We start from the raw sequence: 26,948 nt of genomic DNA on the forward strand, positions 1-26,948 counted from the left end.
ACACCATGCCCCAGATGATCTTCGTGAACCTGCCGGTCAAGGACCTGGAGGCCAGCAAGGCCTTCTGGACCAAGCTGGGCTACTCCTTCAACCCGCAGTTCACCGACGAGAACGCCGCCTGCCTCGTCTTCAGCGACACCATCTTCGCGATGCTGCTGACGGAGCCCTACTTCAAGACCTTCACCGCCAAGGAGATCGCGGACGCGGCCACCGCCACCGAGGCCCTGATCTGCCTCAGCGCGGACAGCCGCGAGGCCGTCGACGCCCTGGTCGACGCGGCGCTCGCCGCCGGGGGCAGCCCGGCCGGGGAGACCCAGGACATGGGCTTCATGTACGGCAGGGGCTTCGAGGACGTGGACCACCACCACTGGGAGGTCATGTGGATGGACGCCGAGGCGGCGGCCCAGGGCGGCTGAACCCGGGTGCCCCGCGGAGCCGGGCTCCGCGGGGCACGAGGGGCCGCCCGCGCGCCCCGCGGGGCCAGGGCAGTGACGGCGCGGCGCGCGGGCGGGGCGCGGATCCGGCCCGGGGCCCCGTATCCCCGGGCCGGGCGGGCGGCTCAGCCCCGGTGCAGCCGCACCTCGTAGGCCCGCACCGCCACCCCGTCCTCGTCCAGGCAGTGCCCGGTGGCGAGGTCGAAGCGCTGCTTGAGCAGCGGGGAGGCGACGAACGGGCGGCCCTCGGCGGTTCCCACCAGGCCCCGGGACAGCACCCGGGCGCCGGTGAAGGGGTCGCGGTTGTCGATCGCGTACGGCACGCCGTCGCGGTCCAGGAACAGCGCGGCCTGCCGTCCGCCCGGCAGCAGGGCGGCCACGCCCCGGCCGGGGGTCAGCCGGGCCAGCGGGCACAGGGCCAGCCAGGCGCCGTCCAGCCGGAGCTGGAGCTCGGCGTCCGCGGGGGCGAGGGGCTTGTCGGGGGCGAGGGTCATCGCTGTGCGGTCCCTTCCAGGGCGTCGTCCAGGGGGCGGATGGTCAGCAGGGGCAGATCGGGCTTGACCTGGTCCCGCTCGGGCACGAAGCGCACCGTGGGGTCGGGCACGCCCGGGGCGTTGACGAAGGACACGAAGCGCATCAGCCGCTCGGGGTCGTCCAGCGTCTCGGCCCACTCGTCGCGGTAGCCCGCGACGTGGTCGGCCATCAGCGACTCCAGCTCCGCGCAGATCCCCAGGGAGTCGCGCACCACCACGTCGCGCACATGGTCCAGCCCGCCCTCGATCCGCTCCAGCCAGGCGGAGGTGCGCTCCAGGCGGTCGGCGGTGCGGATGTAGAACATCAGGAAGCGGTCGATCAGGCGGACCAGCTCCTCGTCCCCCAGGTCCTGGGCGAGGAGGTCGGCGTGGCGCGGGGTGGCCCCGCCGTTGCCGCCGACGTACAGGTTCCAGCCCTTGGCCGTGGCGATCACGCCGAAGTCCTTCGACTGCGCCTCGGCGCACTCGCGCTGGCAGCCGGAGACGGCCGACTTGAGCTTGTGCGGGGAGCGCAGGCCCCGGTAGCGCAGCTCCAGGTCGATCGCCATGCGGACCGAGTCCTGCACCCCGTAGCGGCACCACGTCTCGCCCACGCAGGACTTCACCGTCCGCAGCGCCTTGCCGTAGGCGTGGCCCGACTCGAAGCCCGCGTCCACCAGGCGCCCCCAGATCTGCGGGAGCTGGTCCACCCGGGCGCCGAACAGGTCGATCCGCTGCCCGCCCGTGATCTTGGTGTAGAGGCCGAACTCGCGGGCCACCTCGCCGATCACGATCAGCTTCTCCGGGGTGATCTCACCGCCCGGGATCCGCGGCACCACCGAGTAGGAGCCGTTGCGCTGGAGGTTCGCCAGGAAGTGGTCGTTGGTGTCCTGCAGGGCCGCCTGCTCGCCCTCCAGGACGTAGCCGCTGGCCCCGATCGTGGGCGCCAGCGAGGCGATGATGGACCCCACGGCGGGCTTGCAGACCTCGCAGCCGTTGCCCCCGCGGGCCGCCTCGCGGCCGTAGCCGTCGAGCAGGCGCCGGTAGGAGGTCAGGCGCAGGGCGTGCACGATCTCGTACAGCTCCTGGCGGGTCTGCCCGAAGCAGCCGCACAGACCGGTGTCGATCTCGACACCGGACGCCTCCAGCTCGGCGTTGACCAGCTGCCCGAGGACCTTGACGCAGCTGCCGCACCCGGTGCCCGCCCTGGTGCACTTCTTGACCTCGGGGACGCTCGTGCAGCCGTGCTCGGCCACCGCCCCGCGGACGGCCCCCTTGGTGACGTTGTGGCAGGAGCACACCACGGCCTCGTCCGGCAGGGCGGCCGGGCCGAGCGCGGCGGGCGCACCGGCCCCCGCGGGGAGCACCAGCTGCTCGGCGGAGACGGGCGGCGTCGAACCGGTGAAGGCCCTCAGCGTGCCGTACTGCTCGGCGTCGCCGACCAGGATGCCGCCGAGCAGGGTCCCGTCGGCGCCGACGACCAGCTTCTTGTACAGCCCGGAGCGCGAGTCGGAGTAGACGACGTCGAGGCAGCCGCCGGTCGTCCCGTGCGCGTCGCCGAAGGAGGCCACGTCGACGCCCAGCAGCTTCAGCTTGGTGGACAGGTCGGCGCCCGTGAAGGAGGCCGCCTCGCCCGCGAGCGCGGCCGCCGCGGTCTCGGCCATCTCGTACCCCGGCGCCACCAGGCCGTACACCCGGCCGTCGGCCGCCAGCGCGCACTCACCGATCGCGAACACATCGGGGTCGGAGGTGCGGCACTGCTCGTCGACGACGATGCCGCCCCGCTCGCCCACCGCGAGCCCCGCGTCCCGGGCCAGCTGGTCCCGGGGGCGCACACCCGCGGAGAAGACCACCAGGTCGGTGGCGAGAGCGGAGCCGTCCGAGAGGCGCATGGCCTCGACGGTGCCGGCGTCGCCGGCCGTGATCTCCTGGGTGCCCACGCCCGTGTGCACCGTCAGCCCCATGCCCTCGACGGTCCGCAGCAGCGCGGCGCCGCCGCCCTCGTCGACCTGCACGGGCATCAGCCGGGGGGCGAACTCCACGATGTGGGTCTCCAGCCCGAGCCCCTTCAGCGCCCCCGCCGCCTCCAGCCCCAGCAGGCCGCCGCCGACGACCGCTCCGACGCGGGCGCCCCGGGCGTACTCTTCGATCGCCAGCAGGTCCTCGATGGTGCGGTAGACGAAGCAGCCCGGGGTCGTGCTGCCGGGCACCGGCGGGACGAAGGGGTAGGAGCCGGTCGCCAGGACCAGGGTGTCGTAGGCGAGGACCTGCCCGTCCTCCGCGGCGACCGTGCGCGCCGCGGTGTCGATCGAGACGACCGGGGTGCCCAGGCGCAGCTCGATGCCGTGCCGCTCCAGGAAGCCGTCCTCGACCATCGACAGGTCCTCGGGCGTGCTGCCGGAGAAGTACGAGGTGAGCCGGACGCGGTCGTAGGCCGGGCGGGGCTCCTCGCCGAACACGACGATCCGCGCCCGCGCGGTGGTGCCGCCTTCGGCCAGCGCCTCCAGGAAGCGCTGGGCGACCATGCCGTGGCCGACGACCACGATCGTGGGGCGGTTCGCGGGGGTGGGCGTCGCGGGGGTCGCAGCCATCTCAGAGGCCTCCATCATCGGTGAGCAGGTGGAGCAGGGGGCGGGAGCCGGGCAGGGCCTCGTCGCCCTCCCAGGCGCGGGCGAGCGCGCCGACCGAGGCGAGGTCGCCCAGCAGCACGCCGCCCACCAGCCGGTCGCCGCGCACCACGACCTTGCGGTAGGCCCCCCGGGTGGCGTCGGCGAGCTGGACGACGTCGTCCCCCGGCAGGGGCGAGGGGTCGCCGAAGGCGGCCAGGTCGAGGCCGCCCGCCCGGTGCGCGGACGCCAGGGTGAGCCGGGTCAGCGCCCGGGTCCCGGTGTAGCGCGGGGGCGCCGGGTCGTCGCCGGGTGCCGGGCCCGCCGCCCGGCCGGTGAGCAGGCGGGCCAGCACGTCGGCCTGCTCGACGGCCGGACCGGCCAGGCCGTGGACCAGGCCGCCGTGCTCGGCGCAGTCGCCGATCGCGTGGATGAGCGGGTCGGAGGTCCGCAGCTCGTCGTCGACGACGATGCCGCGGCGGACCTCCAGCCCGGCGTCCGCGGCCAGTCCGACCCGGGGCCGGACGCCGCAGGCCAGCACGACCGCCTCGGCCTCCAGGGTGAAGCCGTCCGCGAGCACCACGGCGCGCACCGCGCCGTCCTCGGAGGTCCGCAGCCCCCGGACCCGGCACTCGGTGTGCACCTCGATGCCCAGGGACTCCAGGTGCCCCCGGAGCAGCGCGGAGGCGGAGGCGTCGAGCTGCCGCTCCATCAGGTGCTCGCCCTGCTGGGCCAGCACCACGGTCGCACCGCGGGCGGCCAGGGCGCGCGCCGCGCCGACGCCCAGCAGCCCGCCGCCGACCACGACCGCACGGGTGCCGGGGCCGGTGGCGGCGGCGAGGGCCGCGCAGTCGTCCAGGGTCCGGAAGGGGTGCACCCCTTCGGGGAGCCCGGGGCCGATGCCGCGCAGGGGCGGCAGCACGGGGTTGGAGCCGGTGGCGAGGACCAGCCGGTCGTAGGGGAGGGGCGGGCCGTCCGAGAGGTGGACCAGTCGGCGGGCGCGGTCGATCGAGGTCGCCCGGACGCCCCGGCGGACGGGGACCTCCGGCAGCGCGATCACCTCCGGCGCGTACCGGCCGGCCAGGACCTCGGCGAGCAGCACGCGGTTGTAGGGCGCGTGGTTCTCCTCGCCGACGACGGTGACGGCGGCCCCGGGCGCCAGCCGGCCCGCGAGCCGCGCGCCCGCCGTCCCGGCACCGATCACCACGATCTGCGAAGTCATGCCGTACAGCGTGCGTCGCGGGTGTTACCCGGCAGGTTCCCTTCTGTTTCCCGCGGGGAACCGTGCGCTCAGCGGAGGGGGAGGGCGGGTGTGAGGGGAGGGACCGGTACGGACCGGGTCGTATGCGGCGGCGGGCCGGGAGGGAACCTCAGAGCCCGCTCAAGTCCGCCCGGATCGTTGGACGGGCCACCTTTCCGCTCCGTAGGGTCACAGGAGTGCCCGACATATCACTGACCACACTGGTCTTCCTGTGTCTCGCGGCCGCTGTGGCCGGCTGGATCGACGCCGTCGTCGGAGGCGGCGGACTGCTGCTCCTCCCCGCTCTCCTCCTCGGGCTGCCGGGGACCGGCGCGGCCCATGTGCTCGGCACCAACAAGGCCGTCGCCATCGTCGGAACGACCGGCGCCGCGGTCACCTACGTCCGCAAGGCGCCGGTGCAGGTCGGCACCGCCGTCCGGATCGGCCTGGCCGCCCTGGCGGGCTCCATGGGCGGCGCCTTCTTCGCCGCCGGGATCAGCAGCGAGGTGCTGCGCCCGGTGATCATGGTGGTGCTGCTCGCCGTGGCCGCCTTCGTCCTGCTGAAGCCGTCCTTCGGCACGGCCTCCCCGTCGGAGCGGCGGAAGGTCACCCGCACCCGGGCGGTCGCCGCCGTGGTGCTCGTCGGCGGGGGCATCGGCTTCTACGACGGCCTCTTCGGCCCCGGCACCGGGACCTTCCTGGTGCTGGCGCTCACCGCGGTGCTCCACCTGGACCTGGTGAGCGCCTCGGCCACCGCCAAGATCGTCAACGTGTGCACCAACGCGGGCGCGCTCGCCATGTTCGCCTACCAGGGCACCGTGCTGTGGCAGCTCGCCGCGCTGATGGCCGTGTTCAACCTGGCCGGCGCGATGATCGGCGCGCGGATGGCGCTGCGCAAGGGCAGCGAGTTCGTCCGCGGAGTGCTCCTGGTCGTCGTCTTCTCGCTGGTGGCCAAGCTCGGCTTCGACCAGTGGGCCTGAGGGGCCGCGGCGGGCCGGGCGCACGGCCCTGACCGCCGCCCGGCGCGCCGTCCCGGATGCCCGGCTGGGCCCTCAGGCCCCGCCGGGCCCGCCCCGGACCCCGATCAGGTGCCCGAAGGCCACCACGTTGCCCCGGTACCCCGTCCTGGCGGAGAAGCCGCCCCCGCAGGTGATCACCCGCAGCTCGGCCCGCTCGCTCGGGCCGTACACCTTCTCGTCGGGGAAGGCCTCGGCCTCGTACACCTCGACCGCGTCGACGGTGAACACGGCGGTGCGGCCGTCCTCGCGCTCGACCTCGATCCGGTCGCCCTTCCGCAGGGCTCCCAGGGCGTAGAAGACCGCCGGGCCCTCCGCGTTGTCGACGTGCCCGGCCGTGATCGCCGTGCCCGCCGCGCCCGGTGCGGTGCCCTCGCGGAACCAGCCGGCCAGGTTGCCGTCCTCGGCGGGGGGCACCTCCAGCCCGCCGTCACCCGTCAGCCCCAGGCCCGTCACCGGTGCGTCGACGCCGATCCCGGGGATCCGCAGCCGCACCGGGTCGGACGGGGGCAGCGGGTCCGCCGCGGCCTCGGTGTACGCGTTCGGGCCCGCGGCGAAGGCCTCCGCGGCGGAGGGGATCGGCGGGGTGACGTCCTGCGAGCCGTTGCGGACCAGCCACAGTCCTGCGCACACGGCGAGTACCAGGGCCCAGGTCTTGGCCTTGGAGGTCATCGCGCTCCTCGGGGTCGGGCCGGGGGATCCGGGCCGGGGGGACTCCGGCCCCGGCGCGGCCGGGGCCGACGGCGCCCCGCCCCCGCCGGTTCGGGACCGGGCGGGGGCGGGGGATCCGGCGGAGACGGGGCGGACCAGCCGCCCCGTCACCCGCCCTGCGTGCCGCTCGCCCGGCGACGCAGGAGCAGGACCCCGCCGACGGCGGCCGCGGAGAGAACCGCCACGCCCGCCGCGATCTGGGTGGTGTCCGGGCCGACGCTGCCGCCGACACCCGTCTTCACGTGCCCGCTCGGGGCGTGGTGGCCGCGGACCGTCACGTCCCCGGTGGCCTCCTTGCCGTTCTTGCAGAACACGCTGATCCCGTACGTCCCGGAGCGCGTGTGCGCGGGAACCGTGAACTCGCCCACCGCGAAGTCCTTGTGGGTGCCGGGGCGCAGCGTGAACTCCCCGGCGCCGAGCGAGCCGGCGTCGCCGACGCCCCGGCCGTCCTTGCCGCACGCCTGGGTGCTGACCGTGACCGAGTCGCCCGGGGCGACGGTCCGCGGGTGGATCTCCAGGGAACCCGGGTCCCCGGCGTAGGACGCCTGGGCGCCCAGTCCTATCGAGGCGACGACCAGCGCGGAGCCGGTCAGGAGGCGGGCGGTGGTGCGCATGGGGATCCTCCGGGGAGCGCGGGTGGTGCGGGCTGCGTCTCCTTACGAGGGAAGAGTCCCGGCGGGTCGCCTGCCTGCTGATTCGGCGTCAGTTTCCCCCGCCTGCGGATGCGTGTCGCGCTGGACAGAGGGCATCGTCGCAGGTCGGAGGCGTCTTCCTACGGCGTGTCGACGGAGGATGCGCGCTGTGGCGAACGGGTGACAGACGGTGAACGCGCCCGGCTGCGCTCCGCCCGGCCGAGCGGCGGCCCCACCGCGCGAGCGGCCCGGCCGGGTCCGGTCCGCGGGGTGCCGGCCCCATGCCGGGGCACCGGTGCGTACGGTGGCCCGCGGAATCCACCGGAACCACCGACCCCGCACCCCCCGGAGAGGACACCGCGATGGACCAGCCGCTGGCGGCCCCGCCCCTGCTGACCGTGACGACCACCACCGACAGCGCCGACAGGGCGCAGTCCCTGGCCCGGGGCGCCGTCGACGCGCGGCTCGCGGCCTGTGCGCAGATCTCCGCGCCCGTGACCTCCGTCTACCGCTGGCAGGGAGCGCTGGAGACCGCGACCGAGTGGCAGGTGCTCTTCAAGACGACCGCCGACCGCTACGACGCCCTGGAGGCGCACCTGACCGAGGCCCACGACTACGACACCCCGGAGATCATCGCGACCCCCGTCGTCCGCGCCTCCGCCGCGTACACGGACTGGACGCGTGCGCAGACGACGCCCCCGGCGCCGTGACCGGCGGGCTGCCCTTCTTCGTCTACGGCACCCTCCGTCCGGGCGAACGCAACCACGACCTCCTCCTCGCGGGCCGTACCGCCGCCGAGGAGGCCGCGGTGCTGCCCGGGGCGCTGCTCTACGAGGGCCCGGGCCACCCCTACGCGGTCGACGACCCGACGGGGGAGGGCCGGGTCGCGGGCGAGGCGGTCACCGCCGCGCCGGGGGAGCACGACCGCCTGCTGGCGGAGCTCGACCGGCTGGAGGAGTACCTGGCGCCCGGACACCCGCGCAACCTGTACGAGCGGGTGGTCCGGGAGGTGCGCCGGCCGGACGGCGGCACCCGGCGGGCCTGGGTGTACCTGGCCGCCGGGCGGGTCGCCCGCGAGCTCGCGGCGCACGGGCGGACGGTCCCGGGCGGCGACTGGAGGTGCCGGACGCGCCCGCCGGCCTGAGCCGGGCGGGGCGCCGCCCCGGCGGGGAGCCCGACGGCGCGTCACCCCGGCGGGGTGCCCCCGTCCGGCCCCTCCTCCCGCACGGCCTCCACCCGTACCGCGCAGACCTTGAACTCGGGCATCCGCGAGGTGGGGTCCAGTGCCGGGTTGGTCACGGTGTTGGCCCGCCCGGAGCCCGGCCAGTGGAAGGGCATGAACACGGTGTCGGCCCTGATGGCCGCGGTCACCCGGGCGGGGCCCTCGGCCCGCCCGCGCCGCGACACCACCGCCACCGTCTCGCCCTCGGCCACCCGCAGCGCCTCGGCGAGCCGCGGGTGCATCTCCACGAACGGACCGGGCGCCGCCTTGTTCAGCTCCGCCACCCGGCGCGTCTGCGCCCCCGACTGGTACTGGGCCACGACCCGGCCCGTCGTCAGCAGCACCGGGTACTCCGCGTCGGGCTCCTCGGCGGCGGGCCGGTGGGCGACCGGGACGAACCGCGCACGCCCGTCCGGGGTGGCGAACCCGTCCAGGAACAGCCGGGGCGTGCCCGGGTGGACGGCCCCTCCGGCCTCCTGCCGCGCCGCGTCGCCGACGGGTTCGGGGCAGGGCCAGAACACGCCGCCCTCCTCCGCGATCCGGCGGTAGGTGATGCCCGAGTAGTCGGCGGGCCCGCCCGCCGTGGCCCTGCGCAGTTCCTCGAAGACCTCCTCCGGATCGGTGGGGAAGCCCTTCTCGTGGCCCAGCAGCTCCGCGAGGCCGTGCAGCACCTCCAGGTCGCTGCGCACCCCCGGCGGCGCGGTGAGGGCGCGGCGGCGGAGCAGCACCCGCCCCTCCAGGCTGGTCGTGGTGCCCGTCTCCTCGGCCCACTGGGTCACCGGCAGCACGACGTCCGCCAGCGCGGCCGTCTCCGACAGCACCACGTCGGCCACCGCGAGGAAGTCCAGCGACCGCAGCCGCTCCTCCACATGGGCGGCACGCGGCGCGGAGACCACCGGGTTGGAGCCCATCAGCAGCAGCGACCGCACCGGGCCGCCGAGCGCGTCGAGCAGTTCGTAGGCGCTGCGCCCCGGACCGGGGAGCGAGTCCGGTGCCACGCCCCACACCCGGGCGACGTGGGCACGGGCCGCGGGGTCCTCCAGGCTGCGGTAGCCGGGCAGCTGGTCCGCCTTCTGCCCGTGCTCCCGGCCCCCCTGCCCGTTGCCCTGCCCCGTCAGGCAGCCGTACCCGGACAGCGGGCGCCCGGCGCGGCCGGTCGCCAGGCACAGGTTGATCCAGGCGCCGACCGTGTCGGTGCCCTTGGACTGCTGCTCGGGACCGCGGGCGGTGAGCACCATGCCGGTCGGCGCGTCGCAGAACATCGCGACGGCCTCGCGCAGCCGGGGCACGCCCACGCCGGTGATCCGCTCCACCCACTCGGGCCAGTGCGCCATCGCCGCGGCCCGTGCCTCGGGCCAGCCGCTGGTGCGCGAGGCGATGAACTCCTCGTCCGTGCGCCCCTCGGCGACGGCCAGGTGCAGCATGCCGAGGGCGAGGGCGAGGTCGGTCCCCGGGCGCGGGGCCAGGTGCAGATCGGCCTGCTCGGCGGTCCTGGTGCGCCGGGGGTCCACGACGATCAGCCTGCCGCCGTTCTCCCGCAGTTCGGTCAGGTAGCGCAGGGCGGGCGGCATGGTCTCCGCCAGGTTGGAGCCGACCAGGACGACGCACCCGGTCCGCGGGATGTCCTCCAGCGGGAAGGGGAGCCCCCGGTCCAGCCCGAAGGCCCGGTTGTGGGCGGCGGCGGCGGAGGACATGCAGAAGCGGCCGTTGTAGTCGATCTGCGAGGTGCCGAGCACCACACGGGCGAACTTGCCCAGCGTGTACGCCTTCTCGTTGGTCAGGCCGCCGCCGCCGAAGACGCCCACCGCGTCGGGGCCGTGGTCCGTGCGGCTGCGGGCCAGGCCCTCGGCGGTCGCCCGCAGGGCCTCCTCCCAGGTGGCCGGTGCGAGCCGGCCGGTGGCGTGGGATCGGATCAGCGGCCCGGTCAGGCGCACCCGGGAGGAGAGCAGCTCGGGCGCCGTGCGGCCCTTGCCGCACAGCGCCCCCCGGTTGACGGGGAAGTCGGTGCGCTCGACCACCTCGACAGGCACCGTGCCCCGCCCGGTCCCGGCGGCGCCCGCCGGGACGCGGCGGAGGTTCATCCCGCACTGCAGGGCGCAGTAGGGGCAGTGGGTGGGGGTGGTGTCGTCGCGCATGGGCCCAGCGTGCATCGCCCGTGTTACACGGGCGGGCGCCGCGCATTACGTCCGGGGTACACCGGCCTCCGCGTCCGGCCCGCCGGACGGTGAGGCCGCGGGCGCCGGGGCGCGGCCGGTCAGCCGGGCACCGGGCGGGCCGTGCCCGCGGCCCGGAGCGCCTCGCGCACCCCGGGCTCGCGGGGGCCGGGGAAGACCGGGTCGGGACGCAGCGCCGCGTCCAGCGAGGCCTTGCCCGCCGCGAGCAGTTCCCGGACGCTTCCGTAGTACCAGGTCGCGTCGCGCGGCTCGGGGACGCCCACACCGTGGGCGTCCACCCCCGCGGAGCGGCACAGGGCGACGGCCCGGCGGACGTGGAAGCCCTGGGTGACCAGCACCGCCCGGTCCACGCCGAAGACCTCCTTGGCGCGGACGCACGAGTCCCAGGTGTCGAAACCGGCGTAGTCGCTGACGATCCGTTCGTCCGGCACGCCCTGCCGGGTGAGGTAGGAGCGCATCGCCCCGGGCTCGTCGTAGTCGCTGCGGCTGTTGTCCCCGGTGACGAGGAGGACCTCCACCCGCCCCGTCCGGTACAGCCCGGCCGCGGTGTCCAGGCGGTGCGCCAGGTACGGCGAGGGGTCCCCGTCGCGCAGACCGGCGCCGAAGACGACGGCCACCGGCCGGGCGGGCGCCTCGTCCGCGGTGTGCACCCGCGCGTCCGCCCTCGCGTGCACCCAGGTCGCGGGGGCCAGGGCCAGGGCGCAGCCGAGCATCACCGCCTGCACCGCCCGCCGCCGCCCGCGGGTGCCGCCGCGGGTCCGTCCGCCGTCCCCCGGGGCCCCTGCGGGGTCCGGGCCGCTCTGCGTCGTCATGATCCCTCCCGCACAGGGGGACGCCCCGGGAGCCGAAACGGTTCATCCGGCGCCTGCCGCCCGCCCGGGCACCCGTGCCCCGCCCACGCCCCCGGGCACCCGTGCGCCGCCCACGCCCCCGGGCACCCGTGCCCCGCCCTGCCGCACACCGCCGCGGCACCGTGCGTGAGCAGGGCGCAAACACCCGTCACCCCTGCGCAACACCCCGGCAACCTGCGGGCGGCACCATCGGTCCATGACGGTGCAGGAACACCTTCCTGAGTCCCCGCCCCCTCCCGCCGGGACCCCCGGCCCGCACCCCGCGGAACGCGGCGCGCCCGCCGACCCCGGAACGGACCCCGGCCCCGGTGACCCGCCCGGTCCCGCCTTCTCCCCAGCGGCCGAGTTCACCACCACCGCCTACCTCCTCACCCGCATCACGGCCCAGCTCGGAGCCCAGCTGAGCCGCGTCCGACCGAACGGAACCCGCCGCCCATGCCCCCAGCACCCCGCCGGCCCGCCCTTGTCGCCGTAGCCCACGGCAGCCGCGACCCCCGCGCGCTCGGCACCGTGCGCGGGCTCCTCGACCTGGTACGCGAACTCCGGCCCGGACTGGACGTCCGCCTCGGCCACATCGAGCTGAACACCCCGCTCCTGCCCGACACCCTCACCGGGCTGGACGGCGCCCCCGGGGTGCTGGTGCCCCTGCTCCTCGGGCGCGGCCACCACGTCAGGCACGACCTGCCGCGCGCCGCCGCCGCGGCGAGCGCCCCCCTGCGGATCGCCGCGCCCCTCGGACCGCACCCGCTCCTGGTGGAGGCGCTGTGCGCACGGCTGGCCGAGGCGGGCTGGTCGGACCGGGAGAGCGGCAGCCGCGGGGCCGCCGTGGTCCTGGCCTCCGCGGGCTCGCGCGACCCCGACTCCGCGGTCGACGCCCGCCGCACCGCCGGGCTGCTCGCCGAGCGGCTCGGGGTGCCCGTCGTCGCCGCCTACGCCTCCACCCCCGCCCCCGGCGTGCCCGCCGCCGTGCGCGCGCTCGCCGCCCGCGGACGCCACCGGATCGCCCTCGCGTCGCACTTCACCGCCCCCGGCCTCTTCTCCGCCCGCTGCGCCGCCGCCGCGCCCTGGATCGCGGCCGAGCCGCTCGGCGCCCACCCCGCCCTCGCCCGCCTGCTGCTGCGCCGCTACGACGAGGCCCTCGCCCGCCCGGACCACGCCGGGAGCGTCCGGGGGACGGAACTCCTCGCGGCCTGACCGGCTGCCGCGCTGCCCGGCGTCGGTACGGGCGGCTACCGTCGTACGCATGGACGGCACTGGCACCACCGGCACCGAAGGCACCACCTGGCCCCACGACCGCGGCCGCGAGCTCTACCCGCCCCATGCGCCGGGGGCGGTGTGGCCCCACGACCCCGAGGCACCGGCTCTCGGCTCCGGCGCCCACCGGGGGGCGGGGCCCTACGACGACGCCTCCGCCGAGCGCTTCGCCCCCGAACCGGACAAGCGCCCCGGCCGCACCGCCTTCCAGCGCGACCGGGCCCGCGTGCTGCACTCCTCGGCGCTGCGCCGCCTCGCCGGGAAGACGCAGGTCGTCACCCCCGGCACCCGCGGGCACACCTGGGACGCCAGCCCCCGCACCCGGCTGACCCACTCGCTGGAGTGCGCCCAGATCGGCCGCGAACTGGGCGCCGCGCTCGGCTGCGACCCCGACCTGGTGGAGGCGGCCTGCCTCGCCCACGACCTCGGGCATCCGCCGTTCGGGCACAACGGTGAGCAGGTGCTCGACGAGTTCGCCGCGGACTGCGGCGGCTTCGAGGGCAACGCGCAGTCCCTGCGCCTGCTCACCCGGATCGAGCCCAAGCGCTTCGCCCCCGCCCCGGGGACCGGCGAGGCCGTCAGCGTGGGCCTGAACCTCACCCGCGCCGCCCTGGACGCCGCCACCAAGTACCCCTGGCCGCGCGGCGGCAACCCCGCCGACCCGTCCTCGGCCAAGTTCGGCGTCTACGAGGACGACCTGCCGGTCTTCGCCTGGCTGCGGCGCGGGGCACCGGAGCACCGCACCTGCTTCGAGGCGCAGGTGATGGACTGGTCGGACGATGTGGCGTACTCGGTCCACGACTTCGAGGACGGCCTCCACGCCGGGCACATCGACGCCGACCGCCTGCGGTCGCCGGCCGAGCGGGAGTCCGTGTGGTCGGTCGCCGTCGGCCGCTACGTCCCCCACGGCACCGACCCGGCGGAACTGGACGAGGCGCTGGGCCGGCTCACCGGGCAGCCGTGGTGGCCGCACCGCTACGACGGCTCCGCACCCGCCCAGGCCATGCTGAAGGACGCCACCAGCCAGCTCATCGGCCGCTTCGCCCTCGCGGCCGAGCGGGCCACACGGGAGGCCTACGGCGGCGGCCGGCTGACCCGCTACGGCGCCGAGCTGGTCGTCCCCCGCGCCACCCGCGCCGAGTGCGCCGTGCTCAAGGCGGTGGCCGACCGCTATGTGATGCAGCGCGCCGAGCAGGAGGAACTCCGCGCCGACCAGCGGGTGGTCCTCACCGAACTCGCCGAGGCGCTCGCCGCAGGCGCCCCCGAGGGCCTGGAGCCGCAGTTCCGCGCCCTGTTCGACGCGGCGCCCGACGACCGTGCCCGCAAGCGGGTGGTGGTCGACCAGATCGCGTCCCTCACCGACGCCTCGGCCCGTACGCTCCACGCCGGACTGCCCTCCCGCGGCTGACGACCCGCCGCTGACGGCCGGCACGGCACTCAGCGACTACGGTGATCGTTCGTGTGTCGTCGGGCAGGGCACCGAAGAGAGGGCATCCCCTCTTCCGCCATCACGCTCAGTGCGGGACGCTCGCTGATGGCCGAGCAGCGCTGGGAATCAGAGGAGGCATCACGTGGTCGACGCAGATAGGACCTTCGTCATCGTCGGCGGTGGACTGGCCGGGGCCAAGGCCGCCGAGACGCTTCGCGCCGAGGGGTTCACCGGGCGGGTGATCCTCGTCGGCGACGAGCGCGACCGCCCCTACGAGCGTCCCCCGCTGTCGAAGGGGCTCCTGACCGGCAAGGAGGAGCGCGACGGCGTCTTCGTCCACGAGCCCGCCTGGTACGCCCGGGCGGACGTCGAGCTGCACCTCGGCCAGACGGCCGTCTCCATCGACCGGGCGGCGAAGGCGGTCCACCTCGGCGACGGGTCCGTCCTCCACTACGACAAGCTGCTGATCGCCACGGGGGCCGAGCCCCGCCGCCTCGACATCCCCGGCACCGACCTGGCGGGCGTCCACCATCTGCGGCGCCTCTCCCACGCCGACCGCCTGCGCCGGGTGCTGGGGGCACTCGGCCGGGACAACGGCCACCTGGTCATCGCGGGGGCCGGCTGGATCGGCCTGGAGGTGGCGGCCGCGGCCCGCGGATACGGTGCCGAGGTCACCGTCGTCGAGCCGGAGGCCACCCCGCTGCAGCGGGTCGTCGGCCCGGAACTCGGCCAGGTCTTCGCCGACCTCCACAGCGAGCACGGCGTCCGCTTCCACTTCGGCGCCCGCCTCACCGAGATCACCGGCCAGGACGGGATGGTCCTCGCGGCCCGCACCGACGACGGCGAGGAGCACCCCGCCCACGAGGTGCTGGCCGCCATCGGCGCCGCCCCCCGCACCGCGCTCGCGGAGAGCGCGGGGCTGGAGCTCGCCGACCGGGCGGACGGCGGCGGGATCGCCGTCGACGCCGCCCTGCGCACCTCGGACCCCGACATCTACGCCGCCGGCGACGTCGCCGCGCAGCGGCACCCCCTCATCGGGGAGCGCTTCCGCGTCGAGCACTGGGCCAACGCCCTGAACGGCGGGCCCGCCGCGGCCCGGGCCATGCTCGGCCGGGACGTCTCCTACGACCGCGTCCCCTACTTCTTCTCCGACCAGTACGACCTGGGCCTGGAGTACTCGGGCTGGGCACCCCCCGGCTCCTACGACCAGGTGGTCCTCCGCGGGGACGCCGGCAAGCGGGAGTTCATCGCCTTCTGGCTCGACGGGGGCCGCGTCCTCGCCGGGATGAACGTGAACGTGTGGGATGTCACCGAGCCGATCCAGCGCATGATCCGGTCCGGGGCCCGGGTGGACGCCCAGGCGCTGGGCGACCCGGGTGTGCCGCTCGCCGAACTGGCCGGCTGAGCACCCCGCCGCGGAGGGCACACGGCGGCGGAGACCGTCGGTGCTCCCCCGTAGAATTCACGCGTGGCAGGCAGGATCAACGATGACGACGTGAAGGCGGTCCGGGACGCGGTCCCGATCGACGCCGTCGTGTCCGAGTACCTCCAGCTGCGCAGCGCCGGCGGCGGCAATCTCAAGGGCCTGTGCCCCTTCCACGACGAGAAGTCCCCCTCCTTCCAGGTCAGCCCCAGCAAGGGCCTGTTCCACTGCTTCGGCTGCCAGGAGGGCGGCGACACGATCGCCTTCGTGATGAAGATCGACCACCTCTCGTTCTCCGAGACGGTCGAGCGCCTCGCCGCCCAGGCGGGCATCACCCTGCGCTACGAGGAGGGCGGCTACAACCCGGCCCACCAGCGCGGGGAGCGGATCCGGCTGGTCGAGGCGCACCGCGTCGCCGCCGCCTTCTACACGGAGCAGCTCGACTCCCCGGAGGCGGAGATCGGCCGCAGGTTCCTGGCCGAGCGCGGCTTCGCCCAGTCCGCCGCCGAGCACTTCGGCATCGGCTACAGCCCGGCCGGCTGGGACCACCTCACCCGTTACCTGCGCGGGAAGGGCTTCACCGACAAGGAACTGCTCCTCTCCGGCCTGTCCCAGGAGGGCCGCCGGGGCCCGATCGACCGCTTCCGCGGCCGTCTGATGTGGCCGATCCGGGACATCACCGGCGAGGTCGTCGGCTTCGGCGCCCGCAAGCTCCGCGAGGACGACAACGGCCCCAAGTACCTCAACACCCCCGAGACCGCGATCTACCGGAAGTCGCAGGTGCTCTACGGGATCGACCTCGCCAAGAAGGAGATCGCCCGCACCAGCCGCGCCGTCGTGGTCGAGGGGTACACCGACGTCATGGCCTGCCATCTCGCCGGGGTCACCACCGCCATCGCGACCTGCGGCACCGCCTTCGGCGGCGACCACATCAAGATCCTCCGCCGCCTGCTGATGGACAACGCCACCGCGGAGGTGATCTTCACCTTCGACGGCGACGCGGCGGGCCAGAAGGCCGCCCTGCGGGCCTTCGAGGACGACCAGAAGTTCGCCGCCGAGACCTCCATCGCGATCACCCCCGGCGGCATGGACCCGTGCGAGCTGCGCCTGGCCGAGGGCGACGCGGCGGTGCAGAAGCTGGTCGACACGCGCACCCCGCTCTTCGAGTTCGCCCTCCGGCACACGGTCGCCCGCCACAACCTGGAGACCCCGGCCGGGCGCGCGGCCGCGCTCGACGAGGCCGCCCCCATCGTCGCGGGCATCAAGAACGTGGCCATCCAGCACGAGTCCGCCGTCCAGCTCGCGGGCATCCTGGGCATCCTGGACACCCAGTTCGTCGTCAAGCGGGTGGCGCAGCTGGCCCGCTGGGCCCGTGAGCGCGGACGGCAGGGCGGCGGCCCGCCGTCCGGGCCGCCCCGCGCACCCGGCCGCGAGGAGTACGCCCCGGCCGCCCCCCGCTCCGGCGGCGCGGCGCTCCATCTGCGCAACCCCGTGCACACCACCGAGCGCGAGCTGCTGAAGCTGGCCCTCCAGCACCCCGAACTGGTCTCCCCGGCCTTCGACGCCTACGGCGCGGACGAGTTCACCGCCGCCCCCTACGCCGCCGTCCGCCAGGCGATCATGGAGGCGGGCGGTGCCGAGCGCGGCGTCGCCGACCCCCAGGCGTACCTGGTCGCCGTCCGCGAGGCCGCCCCCGACGACCGGGTGCGCGCCATGGTCACCGAACTCGCGGTCGAGGCCATCCTGCGCCGGACGGTCGACGAGATCTATGCGGGCGAGCAGCTGGTGGCGGTCCGCCTGCGCGCCGTCGACCGCCGGGTGCGCGACATCCAGGGCCAGCTGTCCCGCCTCGGCACCACCGCGGACCCGGAGCACTACGCGGCCGTCGCGGGCGACCTCTGGGTGCTCCAGCAGTACGGCCAGGCCCTGCGCAACCAGGGCGCCGCGGCCCTCTGAGGGCTGTCCGGCCGCTCCCTGCCGCTCCCGGCCGGGCCGCCCTCCGGGCGAACGACGCCCTGTGCCGGAGGGGCCCTGGCCCGGTCGCCGCCCCGCGGGACCGCCGGCTCCACCACCCGCTCCGGACTCCTGTGCCGACCCCGCCAGACCGGCACACAAGGGGGCATCCGCGTAACCGTCCGGTCACAACGGGTTCCAGAAAGTGCCCGCACGCCCCTCGTGGCGGCGATGTGCCGTACCCCACACTGGGGGGCGGTGCCTGAGCCCTCGGAGTTGCCGAACGCCCCCGACCGGCAGCGATCACCCTGGAGGTCGCCCTCGTGCAGACCCGGACCCTGACCGAGACCGCGAACACGTCAGCGACGGCCCTCGCCGTCGCCCCGGTCGGACAGGTGCCCGGCCAGGGGCCGCCCACCGGCCACCCCGAGGTGCTGCCGGAACCGCTCCCCGGCGGGCCGCCGGAGGAGGCCGGCCCGCCCGGGCCGCCCCGCAGGGTCGAGCCCTCCGGCCCCTCGTCCGACCTGTTCCGCCAGTACCTGCGCGAGATAGGCCGCATACCGCTGCTCAGCGCGGAGGAGGAGGTCGAGCTCGCCCGGCGGGTCGAGGCGGGCCTGTTCGCCGAGGAGCGGCTGGCCCGCACCGACCCCGACTCCCGCCTCGCCGCGGACCTGGACCGCCTGGTCGTCATGGGCCGCCTCGCCAAGCGGCGCCTGATCGAGGCCAACCTCCGGCTCGTGGTCTCCGTGGCCAAGCGCTACGTGGGCCGCGGCCTGACCATGCTCGACCTCGTCCAGGAGGGCAACCTCGGGCTGATCCGGGCGGTGGAGAAGTTCGACTACGCCCGCGGCTACAAGTTCTCCACCTACGCCACGTGGTGGATACGCCAGGCGATGTCCCGCGCGCTGGCGGACCAGGCCCGCACCATCCGGGTGCCCGTCCATGTGGTCGAGCTGATCAACCGGGTCGTCCGCGTCCAGCGGGGCATGCTCCAGGAGCTGGGCTACGAGCCCACGCCCGAGGAGGTCGCGGCCCGGCTGGACCTGCCGGTCGAGCGCGTGGGCGAGGTGCTGCGGCTCGCCCAGGAGCCCATCTCGCTGCACACCCCCGTCGGCGAGGAGGAGGACGTGGCCCTCGGCGACCTCATCGAGGACGGCGACGCGGCCTCCCCCGTGGAGTCGGCGGCCTTCCTGCTGCTGCGCGAGCACCTGGAGGCCGTGCTGTCCACGCTCGGGGAGCGGGAGCGCAAGGTGGTCCAGCTGCGGTACGGACTGGTCGACGGCAGACCCCGCACCCTGGAGGAGATCGGCAGGCTCTTCGGCGTGACCCGGGAGCGGATCCGCCAGATCGAGTCCAAGACCCTCGGCAGGCTCCGCGACCACGCCTTCGCCGACCAGCTCCGCGGCTACCTGGACTGAGCGGGCTCGCCCCCGGGGGCGCCGCGCCGGGCGGCACCCCCGGAAGGCGGTCACTCCACCTCGACCGCCGCCTGGGCGAACTGCGCGTCGTACAGCCGCGCGTACGCCCCCCGGGCCCCGAGCAGCTCGGTGTGGGTGCCCTGCTCCACGATCGCGCCGTCCTCCATGACCAGGATCACGTCGGCGTCCCGGATGGTGGAGAGCCGGTGCGCGATGACGAAGCTCGTCCGGCCGTGGGACAGGCGGGCCATGGCCTGCTGGATCAGCACCTCGGTCCGGGTGTCGACCGAGCTGGTGGCCTCGTCGAGGACCAGGATCACCGGGTCGGACAGGAACGCCCGCGCGATGGTGATCAGCTGCTTCTCCCCCGCACTGACGCCCGAGCCCTCGTCGTCGATCACCGTGTCGTAGCCCTCGGGCAGGGTGCGGATGAAGCGGTCGGCGTGCGCGGCCCGCGCCGCCTCCTCGACCTCCTCGCGGCTGACCTCCCGCGCGGCACCGTAGGCGATGTTGTCCGCGATCGTGCCGCCGAACAGCCAGGTGTCCTGGAGCACCATGCCGATGTCCGCGCGCAGTTCGTCGCGCGGCATCGAGGCGATGTCCGTCCCGTCCAGGGTGATCCGCCCGCCGGTCACCTCGTAGAACCGCATCAGCAGGTTCACCAGCGTGGTCTTGCCCGCGCCCGTCGGGCCCACGATCGCGACCGTGTGGCCCGGCTCGACGGACAGCGACAGGCCCTCGATCAGCGGCCTGTCCGGCTCGTAGCGGAAGGACACCTTCTCCAGGTCCACCCGGCCCGCCGGCCGCCCGGCCGCCGTCCGGCCCTCCTGCCGGGGCGCGTCCGGCTCCTGCTCCTCGGCGTCGAGCAGCTCGAAGACCCGCTCCGCCGAGGCGACGCCGGACTGCAGCAGGTTCGCCATCGACGCCACCTGCGTCAGCGGCATCGAGAACTGCCGGGAGTACTGGATGAACGCCTGCACGTCGCCGATCGACAGCGAGCCCGAGGCGACCCGGAGCCCGCCGACGACCGCCACCAGCACGTAGTTCAGGTTGGAGACGAAGAACATCAGCGGCTGCATCATGCCGCTGGTGAACTGCGCCCGGAACCCCGCCTCGTACAGGGCCTCGTTGTGCTCGGCGAACTGCCGCGCGGACTCCTCCTGCCGCCCGAAGACCCTCACCAGCGTGTGGCCGGTGTACATCTCCTCGACATGGGCGTTGAGCGAACCCGTCGACGCCCACTGCCGGACGAAGTGCGGCTGCGAGCGCTTGCCGACCCTCGCCGCCACGACCACCGACAGCGGCACCGTCACCAGCGCGACCAGCGCCAGCAGCGGGGAGATCCAGAACATCATCGCCAGCACTCCCACGATGGTCAGCAGCGAGTTGATCAGCTGCCCCATCGTCTGCTGGAGGGTCTGCGAGATGTTGTCGAGGTCGTTGGTGGCCCGGCTGAGCACCTCGCCGCGCTGCGCCCTGTCGAAGTAGGACAGCGGCAGCCGGGCCAGCTTGCCCTGGACGTCCTCGCGCATCCGGTACACGGTCCGGTTGATCACCACGGTCGACAGGCGCGTGGCGACCAGCATCAGCAGCCCCGCGCCCACGTAGACCGCCAGGGCCGCGAGCAGCACCCGGCCCACCGCCGTGAAATCGATCCCCTGACCGGGGATGAAGTCCACGCCCGCGAGCATGTCCGCGAGCCCGCCGTCGCCCTGCTCGCGCAGCGAGGCGACGACCTGCTCCTTGGAGGCCCCCTCCGCCGTCTGCCGGCCGACCACCCCGGCGAAGACCAGGTCGGTCGCCATGCCCAGGATCTTCGGCCCGACGACCGACAGCCCGACGCTCAGCACCGCGGCCGCCAGCATCGGCCACAGCGCGGCCCGCTCCGGGGCGAGCCGGCGCAGCAGGCGCCTGCCCGACCCCGTGAAATCCATCGAACGGTCCGTGGGGGCCCCGCCCGCCATCCGTCCACCGACACCCGGCCCGCTCACGCCGCCTCAGCCTCCGTCAGCTGGGAGAGCACGATCTCCCGGTAGGTTCCGTTGCCGGCCATCAGTTCGTCATGGGTGCCCGCTCCCACCACCCGGCCCTCGTCCAGGACCACGATCCGGTCCGCGTCGCGGATGGTGGAGACCCGCTGGGCGACGATGACCACAGTCGCCTCGGAGGTCTCCTCGGCCAGGGCGGACCGAAGCGCCGCGTCGGTCGCGTAGTCCAGGGCGGAGAAGGAGTCGTCGAAGAGGTAGACCTCCGGGCGCTGCACCAGGGTGCGGGCGATCGCCAGCCGCTGGCGCTGCCCGCCCGAGACGTTGGTGCCGCCCTGGGAGATCGGCGCCTCCAGCCCGGCGTCCAGGCCGCGGACGAAGTCGGCGGCCTGCGCCACCTCCAGGGCCCGCCACAGCTCCTCGTCGGACGCCTCCGGGTTGCCGTAGCGCAGGTTGCTCGCCACGGTGCCCGCGAACAGGTAGGGCTTCTGCGGCACCAGCCCCACCGTGCGGGCCGACACCGCCGGGTCCAGCTCGCGCACGTCCACGCCGTTCACCAGCACCTGCCCGCCGGTGACGTCGAACAGCCGCGGGACCAGCCCGAGCAGGGTCGACTTGCCGCTGCCCGTCGAGCCGATGACCGCCGTGGTCCGGCCCGGCAGCGCCGTGAGCGAGACCCCGCGCAGCACCGGCTCCTCCGCGCCGGGGTAGCGGAAGTCCGCCTCCCGGATCTCCAGCACGCCCCGCCCGCCCAGCTCCCGCACGGGGGCGTCGGGCGGGGGGACGCTGGACTCGGTGTCCAGCACCTCCTGGATGCGCTCCGCGCACACCTCGGCCCGCGGCACCATCATGAACATGAAGGTGGCCATCATCACGGCCATCACGATCTGCATCAGATAGGCGAGGAAGGCGGTCAGGGCGCCGATCTCGATGTCGCCGCTGTCGATCCGCCGGGCGCCGAACCACACCACGGCGATCGAGGAGACGTTCACCACCGTCATCACGGTGGGGAACATCAGCGCCATCAGCCGTCCCGTGGCCAGGGAGACGTCGGTGAGCTCCCGGTTCGCCGTCCGGAAGCGCTCCCGCTCGTGGCCGTCGCGGACGAAGGCGCGGATCACGCGGTTGCCGGTGATCTGCTCGCGCAGCACCCGGTTGACCGTGTCCAGACGCTCCTGCATCGTGCGGAACAGCGGCCGCATCCGCTTCACGATCAGCGACACGGAGATGCCCAGCACGGGCACCACGGCCAGCAGCACCCCGGACAGCGGCACGTCCTGGCCGAGCGCCATCACGATGCCGCCGACGCACATGATCGGGGCGGAGACCATCAGGGTGAAGGCCATCAGCACCAGCATCTGGACCTGCTGGACGTCGTTGGTCGTCCGGGTGATCAGCGAGGGGGCGCCGAACTGCCCGAGCTCGCGGGCCGAGAAGCCCTGGACCCCGGCGAAGACGTCGGCACGGATGTCCCTTGCGACGGCCGAGGCGGTGCGCGCCCCGTAGTACACGGCGCCGATGTTGCCGAGCACCTGCACGACGCTGATGCCGATCATCAGCGCCCCGAGGGAGAGGATGTAGCCCGTGTCACCCTTCACGACACCGTGGTCGATGATGTCCGCGTTCAGGTTCGGCAGGTAGAGGGTGGCGCTGGTCTGCAGCAGTTGCAGCACCACCAGCAGGGCGATGGGGCGTCTGTACGGGCCCAGATAGGTCCGGAGCAGTCGTATCAGCACGTGCGGTCTCTCGGGGTCGGCGAAGATCGGGGGTCACCTCATCTTGCGCCACCGGGGGACCGGACACCCAAGGGTTTTCCCAAGCCCGGGTCAAGAGTGCGCACGCACCGGTGCACACGGCCGGACCGGAGCGCCCCCGCCGCCCCGCGGCGGCGGCCCGGCCCGGTGCCGGCCCCGGCCGGGGCCCGCACTCAGGACACCGGCGGGAAGGCCCCCGGGTGCACCTGCTCGCGGGTCGCCGCGTACTGCTGGCGCACCGCGCTGCCGACGGCCGCCTCCTCACCCGCCTCGAACACCTGGGCCGCCGCGCCCTGCCAGCGGGGCGGTGCCGCGGGGGAGTGGGTGCCCCGGGCGGCCCCCAGCGCCCAGGCCGCCTGCCGGGCGGCGCCGAGCGCCGCGTAGTCGGCGGGCTGCGGCACCACGACCTGCGCCCCGAAGACGGAGGGAGCGATCGCCTGCACGGCGGGCAGCTCCGCGGCCGCCCCCAGCAGGAAGACCCGCCCGACGGACACGCCCCGCCCGCGCAGCACGTCGAGCGCGTCGGCCAGGGAGCAGAGCATCCCCTCGAAGGCGGCCCGCGCCAGGTGCTCGGGCTTCATCGACTCGCGGCGCAGCCCGCTGAGGGTGCCGGCGGTGTGCGGGAGCATGGGGGTGCGCTCACCCTCCAGATAGGGGAGGAGCACCAGTCCGGAGGCGCCGGGCGTCGACGCCAGGGCGAGCGCCGAGAGCTCCGCGAGCTCCCCGGCGCCCAGCATCTCGGCCGTGCCGCGCAGCGCCCGGACGGCGTTGAGGGTGTGCACCACCGGCAGGTGCATCCCGGTGGCGTCGGCGAACGAGGTGATCATCCCGCTCGGGTCGGCCAGCGCCTCGTGGTGGACCGCCATCACCGAGCCGGACGCCCCGAGCGAGACCACGGCGTCCCCGACGCCGACCCCGAGGCCGAAGGCGGCGGCCATCGTCTCCCCGGTACCGGCCGAGATCAGCAGCCCCTCGGGAGTGGTGCCGGCGGCCTCGGCCGGGCCGAGCACCTCCGGCAGGGCGCAGCGGTGACCGAGGGCGATCTCCACGAGGTCGGGCCGGTAGGTGCCGGTGGCGGCGGACCAGTAGCCGGTGGCGGAGGCCGCACCCCGGTCCGTCGTGCGGCGGGCGGGCCGTCCGAGGAGCTGCCACACCAGCCAGTCGTGCGGCTGGAGCACGGCGGCCACCTGCTGCGCGGCCTCGGGTTCGCTCCGGGCGAGCCACCGCAGCTTCGCGACGGGCTGCGCGGCCCCCGGCACCGAGCCGACCGCCTCGGCCCACGCCTGGCGCCCGCCGAGCGCGTCCACCAGGTCCGCCGCCGCCACCTGGGCGCGCCTGTCGTTGCCGACCAGGGCCGGGCGCACCAGCCCGCCCTGGGCGTCGAGCGGGATCATCCCGTGGGGCTGCGCGGACACGCCGATGGCCTCCACGCCCTCCAGCAGGCCCGAACCGGCGGCCTCGCCGAGGGACAGCAGCCAGGACTGCGGGTCCACCTCGGTGGCCTTCGGCTCGACGGGATGCTGCGCATAGCCCTGGCGCAGCACCGCGCCCGTGTCGGCGTCGCAGACGACGATGCGTGTGTACTCGGACGAGCTGTCCAATCCGGCGACAATCCCCATGCCCGGAATTCTGCCGCACGGGCACGGGGGCCGCGTCAGGTGTTGCTGGTTCCCCAGTCGTCCTCCACCGCGGGACCGCGCTCGCGCAGGGCCCGGACCCGTTCGGCGACCGAGTCCGGCACGTGCTCTCCCATCCTGTCGCTCACGGCGTGGAACGCCTTGCCGGCGGCCTCCCGTCCGTTGTGCGCGGCGGACTCCGCCGCGTTGCGCACCGCGGGGTTCTGCGAGATCTCGCGTGCCGACTTCTTGAGCTGCTCGTACCGCTCGCGCCCGGCCCGTGCGCCGAGCACGAAGCCGAGGGCCAGCCCGGCGACGAACGTGAGCTTGTACCGCATGGGTGTCACCTTCCGTTGCGTCGGTGCTGCCCGCCTACCCTCCGGGTGGCGTGATCACCCGGCACCGAACCGATTGGCGGAGCACCCCCCTGCTTGCGCTAATGTATGTGTCGCAGCGAGCACACGCCCTCCGGGGAGCCCTCGGTAGGTACGTTCGGTGCACATGCAGCAATCCCCTGTAGCTCAATTGGCAGAGCAGCCGGCTGTTAACCGGCAGGTTACTGGTTCGAGTCCAGTCGGGGGAGCGCAGTCCCCTGTAGCTCAATTGGCAGAGCATTCGGCTGTTAACCGGAGGGTTGCTGGTTCGAGTCCAGCCGGGGGAGCAGAGCGAAGAGGGCCCCCGGCGGGGGCCCTCTTCGCGTGTGCCGTGCGACATTTCGTGCGTTCTGCACGGAGGCGGAACCATGCGGCGACCAGCGGAGTCCTCATGGTCAGGCGTTGCCGACCAGGCGAGGCGGGAGATCGTATGACCGGCTATGCTGCGGCAGACGGCGCGCACATATGTGCGCGACGCGCCGTGAGGGGCGGTAGCTCAGCCGGTTAGAGCAGCGGACTCATAATCCGTCGGCCGTGGGTTCGAGTCCCACCCGCCCCACAACAGCCCGTGGCAGCAGGGAGGAACGCCCCGCACCCGCGGGCTTTCGACTGCCCCACGATGCACCCGGGCCGAACCGGGGTTCCGCAGCGACACACCGGGCACCACCCGGATGGTGCGCGCCGTGGCGCGGGCGCGGTGCGGTCCGCGGAACCGCGACGTCCCGTGCAGCGGCATCCTGCCGCACGGGCGGGGCCGCGAGGAGGCCGCCGGGCCCCGGGGCCGGGGGCCGCGACGGCCGACCCGGCGGTCGCCTCTCGTACACGGTCACCCTCCGGCCGCGGAGCTGTGCGTCGGCCACCGGGCGGAAGTGCTCCCGAAGCGTGGAGATCTTGGTCCGGTCCCGCGCCGAACGCAAGGGCCTGGACACCTCCCCCGCGTCGGTGACGAGCACGACGCGGTCCAGGGCGAGCAACTCGGCCCGTATCCGCGCGGCATGCCATTCCACGCCCTTCAGGGTGCCGGAGGATTCCGGGGACTCCCTGAGCGCGATGTCCCGCAGGCCCGTGAAGGCGTGGGGCGAGACCAGCCTGGTGTCCCGCCGCGCCGCCGGGACGAACAGCACGGCGTCTCCCGAGTGCGTCACCCGCTCCACCTGCGCCGCGGCTGCCATGACGTCGTCCACGCGGCTCCCCGGCGAGCGCTTCGCGAGCGCCTGCGGTGCCAGGGCGACCGAGGCGAGGAGGACGGCGACGGGAAGGACCCAGCGGGCGGCCCTCCACGACCGCCGGCGCACGGCCCTCGCGAAGGCGCTGAGGAGCACACCGATCAGCAGGGCCTCACCGAGCAGGCTGAACAGCACGTACCGGTCGACGAAGAGGGGCTTGACCAGCGAGATGCCGAGAAGGGCGAGTTGCGGCACCGCGAGCAGCGGCAGCCCGACCGCCGCGGCCGGGAGGCGCCCCGCGGGGGGAGGTTCCACCAGGGTCCCGATGCCCGCTATCACGAGCAGGACCGCCGGTCCGATCAGCATGTGCCAGGCCAGTGGCGGTATCCAGGACACCTGACCCGACTGGGCGCTGCTGAAGAGGACCAGCGGCGCCGCGCCTGCTGCGGCCGCGGTGGACACCGCGGCCCAGCGAGCCCATGTCCCGCGCTCGGCTCCCGCCCACACCAGGGTCGCCAGGTGCGCGGGCAGTATCAGCAGCGAGAGCCAGTTCAGGAGGCCGCATACGAGGACCGTGCAGCCGTAGGCCGTCCAGTACGCCCACCGCTTCCGCCGCCCCTGCAGCAGTGCCACGAGCACGAGCGTCGAGAGTCCGGAGCCCGCCGCGACCAGGGCGTAGGGACGGCCCTCCTGAAGGTAGAACTGCACCGCGGGCAGCAGCCCGAACGCGAACCCCCCGCCCAGGGCCGCCGACGTCCCGCAGAGCCGCCGGCCGAGCTCCGCCACACATGCCGCCCCCACGGCGGTCGCGAGGACCGACGGCAGCCGCAGCACGGTGGTCGAGGGACCGAAGCACTCGAACAACGCGTGCACGAACAGGTAGTAGAGGGCGTGGACGACGTCGACGTTCTCCAGCATGCGCGTGATGTCGCCGGTGGACCGGAGGGCGACCTGCCAGGTCGCCGCCTCGTCCCGCCAGACGCTGTCCTCACGCGAAAGCCCCCACAGGCCGAGCGCAACGGTCCACAGGAAGGGAAGGAGCCACAGGGGTACGCGGAGCCGACAGCGGAAATCGGTTGAACCCGTCAATGTCGGTGCCCCCCGGCCGGCCGAATCCACGCAGGCGATCTCACGGTGTGAACGGTGTGGCGCTCGGCGTGAGTCCGCAGGGTCAGGCA

Annotated in this window: 19 protein-coding genes, 3 tRNA genes and 2 pseudogenes; 12 read left to right on the forward strand and 12 right to left on the reverse strand. The window is 74.7% G+C overall.

What is annotated here, in order from left to right; all coding sequences use genetic code 11:
• Nucleotides 1–5: 5 nt before the first annotated feature.
• Nucleotides 6–416, forward strand: a complete 411-nt coding sequence (locus tag ACGF15_RS22425; RefSeq protein WP_345610358.1) for a VOC family protein — start codon at nt 6–8, stop codon at nt 414–416.
• A 143-nt stretch (nt 417–559) separates the two neighbouring features.
• Here the strand turns inward: ACGF15_RS22425 and nirD are convergent, their stop codons facing one another.
• Genes nirD through ACGF15_RS22440 form a run of 3 tightly spaced genes read right to left on the reverse strand, consistent with a single transcriptional unit; the run spans nt 560 to nt 4,774 of the window.
• A complete protein-coding gene (gene nirD, locus ACGF15_RS22430) occupies nt 560–928 on the reverse strand; it encodes a nitrite reductase small subunit NirD (RefSeq protein WP_256523951.1) in 369 nt (122 codons plus the stop codon).
• Nucleotides 925–3,537 carry a nitrite reductase large subunit NirB gene (gene nirB, locus ACGF15_RS22435; protein WP_392801351.1) on the reverse strand — a complete coding sequence of 871 codons (2,613 nt, stop codon included), beginning with the start codon at nt 3,535–3,537 and terminating at the stop codon, nt 925–927. The genes nirD and nirB overlap by 4 nt, the downstream gene beginning before the upstream one ends.
• Nucleotide 3,538: 1 nt before the next feature.
• Nucleotides 3,539–4,774 carry an NAD(P)/FAD-dependent oxidoreductase gene (locus ACGF15_RS22440; protein ID WP_392801354.1) on the reverse strand — a complete coding sequence of 412 codons (1,236 nt, stop codon included), beginning with the start codon at nt 4,772–4,774 and terminating at the stop codon, nt 3,539–3,541.
• A 215-nt stretch (nt 4,775–4,989) separates the two neighbouring features.
• On the opposite strand from ACGF15_RS22440, the gene ACGF15_RS22445 reads away from it, so the two are divergent.
• Entirely contained in the window at nt 4,990–5,772 is a 783-nt protein-coding gene (locus ACGF15_RS22445; RefSeq protein WP_392801357.1) for a sulfite exporter TauE/SafE family protein, read from the forward strand.
• 72 nt (nt 5,773–5,844) lie between these two features.
• Here ACGF15_RS22445 and ACGF15_RS22450 read toward each other — a convergent pair whose 3' ends face one another.
• Together ACGF15_RS22450 and ACGF15_RS22455 are read right to left on the reverse strand one after the other, a co-directional pair.
• Nucleotides 5,845–6,480, reverse strand: coding sequence for a class F sortase (locus ACGF15_RS22450; protein ID WP_392801360.1), 636 nt, complete (start codon nt 6,478–6,480; stop codon nt 5,845–5,847).
• 146 nt (nt 6,481–6,626) lie between these two features.
• The gene (locus ACGF15_RS22455; RefSeq protein ID WP_345610342.1) at nt 6,627–7,133 is read right to left on the reverse strand and encodes a hypothetical protein; all 507 of its coding nucleotides are present in this window, start codon (nt 7,131–7,133) and stop codon (nt 6,627–6,629) included.
• A 392-nt stretch (nt 7,134–7,525) separates the two neighbouring features.
• On the opposite strand from ACGF15_RS22455, the gene cutA reads away from it, so the two are divergent.
• Both cutA and ACGF15_RS22465 read left to right on the forward strand, forming a co-directional pair.
• Entirely contained in the window at nt 7,526–7,861 is a 336-nt protein-coding gene (gene cutA, locus ACGF15_RS22460; RefSeq protein WP_376427543.1) for a divalent-cation tolerance protein CutA, read from the forward strand.
• Entirely contained in the window at nt 7,858–8,295 is a 438-nt protein-coding gene (locus ACGF15_RS22465; RefSeq protein WP_362608930.1) for a gamma-glutamylcyclotransferase family protein, read from the forward strand. Before cutA ends, ACGF15_RS22465 begins: the two co-directional genes overlap by 4 nt.
• A 41-nt stretch (nt 8,296–8,336) precedes the next feature.
• Here ACGF15_RS22465 and ACGF15_RS22470 read toward each other — a convergent pair whose 3' ends face one another.
• Nucleotides 8,337–10,508 (reverse strand): molybdopterin oxidoreductase family protein, encoded by a 2,172-nt coding sequence (locus ACGF15_RS22470; RefSeq protein WP_392801364.1) that lies wholly within the window; start codon nt 10,506–10,508, stop codon nt 8,337–8,339.
• 119 nt (nt 10,509–10,627) lie between these two features.
• Complete coding sequence (locus tag ACGF15_RS22475; protein ID WP_392801367.1) at nt 10,628–11,359, reverse strand: vancomycin high temperature exclusion protein; 732 nt, start codon at nt 11,357–11,359, stop codon at nt 10,628–10,630.
• Nucleotides 11,360–11,594: 235 nt separating this feature from the next.
• Between ACGF15_RS22475 and ACGF15_RS22480 the strand changes: the two are divergent.
• From ACGF15_RS22480 to ACGF15_RS22500, 5 genes and pseudogenes are all read left to right on the forward strand, one after another.
• Nucleotides 11,595–12,592, forward strand: a pseudogene (locus tag ACGF15_RS22480) (sirohydrochlorin chelatase).
• 49 nt (nt 12,593–12,641) lie between these two features.
• Nucleotides 12,642–14,060, forward strand: coding sequence for a deoxyguanosinetriphosphate triphosphohydrolase (locus ACGF15_RS22485; protein WP_392801370.1), 1,419 nt, complete (start codon nt 12,642–12,644; stop codon nt 14,058–14,060).
• 163 nt (nt 14,061–14,223) lie between these two features.
• Nucleotides 14,224–15,486, forward strand: a complete 1,263-nt coding sequence (locus tag ACGF15_RS22490) for an FAD-dependent oxidoreductase (protein ID WP_345610332.1) — start codon at nt 14,224–14,226, stop codon at nt 15,484–15,486.
• Nucleotides 15,487–15,549: 63 nt separating this feature from the next.
• The gene (dnaG, locus tag ACGF15_RS22495; RefSeq protein WP_392801373.1) at nt 15,550–17,460 is read left to right on the forward strand and encodes a DNA primase; all 1,911 of its coding nucleotides are present in this window, start codon (nt 15,550–15,552) and stop codon (nt 17,458–17,460) included.
• Between the two features lie 335 nt (nt 17,461–17,795).
• Nucleotides 17,796–18,875 (forward strand): RNA polymerase sigma factor, encoded by a 1,080-nt coding sequence (locus ACGF15_RS22500; protein WP_376427546.1) that lies wholly within the window; start codon nt 17,796–17,798, stop codon nt 18,873–18,875.
• 50 nt (nt 18,876–18,925) lie between these two features.
• Here the strand turns inward: ACGF15_RS22500 and ACGF15_RS22505 are convergent, their stop codons facing one another.
• The 4 genes from ACGF15_RS22505 to ACGF15_RS22520 form a co-directional block, all read right to left on the reverse strand.
• Nucleotides 18,926–20,866, reverse strand: a complete 1,941-nt coding sequence (locus ACGF15_RS22505; protein ID WP_392801376.1) for an ABC transporter ATP-binding protein — start codon at nt 20,864–20,866, stop codon at nt 18,926–18,928.
• Entirely contained in the window at nt 20,863–22,596 is a 1,734-nt protein-coding gene (locus ACGF15_RS22510; RefSeq protein ID WP_392801379.1) for an ABC transporter ATP-binding protein, read from the reverse strand. Before ACGF15_RS22510 ends, ACGF15_RS22505 begins: the two co-directional genes overlap by 4 nt.
• Before the next feature lie 191 nt (nt 22,597–22,787).
• The gene (locus ACGF15_RS22515; RefSeq protein WP_345610324.1) at nt 22,788–24,233 is read right to left on the reverse strand and encodes an FGGY family carbohydrate kinase; all 1,446 of its coding nucleotides are present in this window, start codon (nt 24,231–24,233) and stop codon (nt 22,788–22,790) included.
• Nucleotides 24,234–24,268: 35 nt separating this feature from the next.
• Nucleotides 24,269–24,568, reverse strand: coding sequence for a YtxH domain-containing protein (locus ACGF15_RS22520; protein WP_360652174.1), 300 nt, complete (start codon nt 24,566–24,568; stop codon nt 24,269–24,271).
• Between the two features lie 172 nt (nt 24,569–24,740).
• On the opposite strand from ACGF15_RS22520, the gene ACGF15_RS22525 reads away from it, so the two are divergent.
• The 3 genes from ACGF15_RS22525 to ACGF15_RS22535 all read left to right on the forward strand — a co-directional run bounded on the left by ACGF15_RS22525 (nt 24,741) and on the right by ACGF15_RS22535 (nt 25,163).
• A tRNA-Asn gene (locus ACGF15_RS22525) sits at nt 24,741–24,813 on the forward strand.
• A gap of 5 nt (nt 24,814–24,818) precedes the next feature.
• Nucleotides 24,819–24,891 (forward strand) — tRNA-Asn (locus ACGF15_RS22530).
• A gap of 198 nt (nt 24,892–25,089) precedes the next feature.
• Nucleotides 25,090–25,163, forward strand: a tRNA-Ile gene (locus ACGF15_RS22535).
• A 250-nt stretch (nt 25,164–25,413) separates the two neighbouring features.
• On the opposite strand, the pseudogene ACGF15_RS22540 reads toward ACGF15_RS22535, so the two are convergent.
• A pseudogene (locus ACGF15_RS22540) lies at nt 25,414–26,859 on the reverse strand (glycosyltransferase family 39 protein); the annotation flags it as partial.
• Between the last annotated feature and the right edge of the window lie 89 nt (nt 26,860–26,948).

It is taken from the genome of Streptomyces sp. NPDC048001, assembly GCF_043203115.1.
Lineage (GTDB): Bacteria > Actinomycetota > Actinomycetes > Streptomycetales > Streptomycetaceae > Streptomyces > Streptomyces sanyensis.